This window comes from Rathayibacter sp. AY1B8, assembly GCF_002932775.1.
Taxonomy (GTDB): domain Bacteria; phylum Actinomycetota; class Actinomycetes; order Actinomycetales; family Microbacteriaceae; genus Rathayibacter.
Genome location: NZ_PSWJ01000052.1, coordinates 1 through 2,028, shown reverse-complemented (window position 1 = coordinate 2,028; position 2,028 = coordinate 1). Strand labels below are relative to the sequence as shown.

The window sequence follows — 2,028 nt, the reverse complement described above, 5'->3', positions numbered from 1 at the left end:
GATACTGTGAGCCCTCTCACCCCGGACCTCCAAGGAGACGCACATGTCGGTCGGCCTTCTCGCGGTTGTCGATGACATCCTCACCGCCGCCCTGAAGGCGAGCGCCAAGACGGCGGGCGTCGTGATCGATGACGCGGCCGTCACCCCGCAGTACGTGCAGGGCCTCACGCCCGCGCGGGAGCTGCCGGTGGTCGGGCGGATCGCGCTGGGGAGCCTGTTCAACAAGTTCGTCATCATCATCCCGCTGGCGCTGCTGCTCTCGGCGTTCGCGCCGCAGGTGCTGCCGTACCTGCTGATCCTCGGCGGCGCGTTCCTCTGCTTCGAGGGGGCGGAGAAGGTGCTCGAGTGGTTCGGCGTCTCGCACGGCGGCCACGAGACGGAGGCGCGCGACGAGAAGAAGCTCGTCTTCGGCGCCATCCGCACCGACCTCATCCTGAGCACCGAGATCATGCTGATCGCGCTCGACGGCCTCGACCCCGACTTCGGGATCTGGCCCACGCTCGGCGCGCTCCTGGTCGTCGGGCTCGGGATGACCGTGCTCGTCTACGGCGCCGTCGCGCTGCTCGTGAAGATCGACGACGTGGGCCTGCGCCTGATGAAGAACGCGGCCCGCGGCGTGCGGCGCACCGGGGCGAGGATCGTCGCGTCGATGCCGGTCGTGTTCCGCGCGATCAGCATCATCGGGACGCTCGCCATGCTCTGGGTCGGCGGGCACCTCGTCGTCGCGAACCTCGCCGAGACGGTGTGGCACGGTCCGTACGACCTCGTGCACGTCGTCACCCACGCGGTCGAGGGCGCGGGCCCGGTCGTCGTGTGGCTGGCCGACACCTTCGTCTCGATGATCTTCGGCCTCGTGCTGGGTCTGGTCATCGCGGCCGTCGTGATGGGCGTCTCGCGCCTGCGCACCCGCGACGAGGCGGCCGCGGGGCACTGAGCGGGGTCTCGGTACTCCGCGTGCCGCGGCCGGTCGACCGGCATGGGGGTGCGCGGTCGCTCCACCGGCGCGGAGGTGTGCGGCCACCCGACCGGCACGGATCCATGCTGATCGAGTAGCCCGCGCCGCGGGCGCATCGGGATCCCGCGACGTGCCGCCCCCGCAGCGCCGCTCCCGATGAACGACGGACCGCCCCCGTCCCCGGAGGGGCGGAGGCGGTCCGTGTCGGAGGGGGCGTCAGCAGCTGCGGGCCGCGTACGCTCCCGTCGCCACCGAGGTGACCTGCTCACCGTCGACCGTGCCCGTCGCGGTGACGGTGGCCTGGCCGGCCGGCACCGAGGCCGCGCGCGTGGTGAACGCGGCGCTGCCGCTCGCGCCGGGCGCGACTCCGGTGACCTGCTTCGACCCGGAGGGCGTCGCGATGGTCATCGAGACCGGCACTCCGGACTCGTTCTTCGCCGCGACGGTGAGCGTCACCTTGCCGGCGATGCAGCGGGTGGTCGCCGTGACCGCGACCGCGAGGGCGACGGGCGCCTTCAGGGTCACCGTCACCGTCGTGGTCGAGGTGACGGAGCCGTCGGCCGCGCGGACCGCGATGGTCGCGACTCCGCCGTTCGCCGTCGTCGGCTGGGTGATCCGCACGGTGGCCGCCGAGTCGGTCGCCACTGCTCCGATCACCGGCATCGCCGTGCCCTCGACGGTGACCGCGTAGGAGGTGCGGGCCGGGTCGAACCCGGCGATGCCGGCTCCGCCGACGCGCAGGGCGCCCAGGGTGGCGACCGCGGCGGGCGAGGCGGCCGACTCGTAGAGCTTGGTCTCAGCCACGATCAGGTGCGTGTTGTCGTAGGCGTTCATCACGACGCGGAAGGCCTTGGCCGTGACGGGCGCGAACGACGCGACCAGGGTCGGAGCCGTTCCTCCGGCCGGCGACGCGAGCGCCACGGCCGACTCGTACCCGGGGACCGCGGTCCAGGTCGTGCTGTCGGCGGCCTGGTACTGCAGCTGGTAGGTCTGCGCCCAGCTGGTGCCGCCGTCGGCCAGGAACTGCACCGACACCTTCTCGACCTGGTGGGTCGAGGGGAAGGTGTAGGTCA

Annotated in this window: 1 protein-coding gene and 1 pseudogene; one reads left to right on the top strand and one right to left on the bottom strand. The window is 72.3% G+C overall.

Features of this window, described 5'->3' with window-relative positions; genetic code table 11:
* Window positions 1–43 precede the first annotated feature (43 nt).
* A complete protein-coding gene (locus C5C63_RS16585) occupies window positions 44–934 on the top strand; it encodes a DUF808 domain-containing protein (protein ID WP_104223404.1) in 891 nt (296 codons plus the stop codon).
* A gap of 237 nt (window positions 935–1,171) precedes the next feature.
* On the opposite strand, the pseudogene C5C63_RS17195 reads toward C5C63_RS16585, so the two are convergent.
* A pseudogene (locus C5C63_RS17195) lies at window positions 1,172–2,028 on the bottom strand (hypothetical protein); the annotation flags it as partial.

Bases quoted from the DNA above. Each gene is read 5' to 3' on its own strand.
- C5C63_RS16585 (WP_104223404.1), top strand. From the start codon at position 44: ATGTCGGTCGGCCTTCTCGCGGTTGTCGATGACATCCTCACCGCCGCC.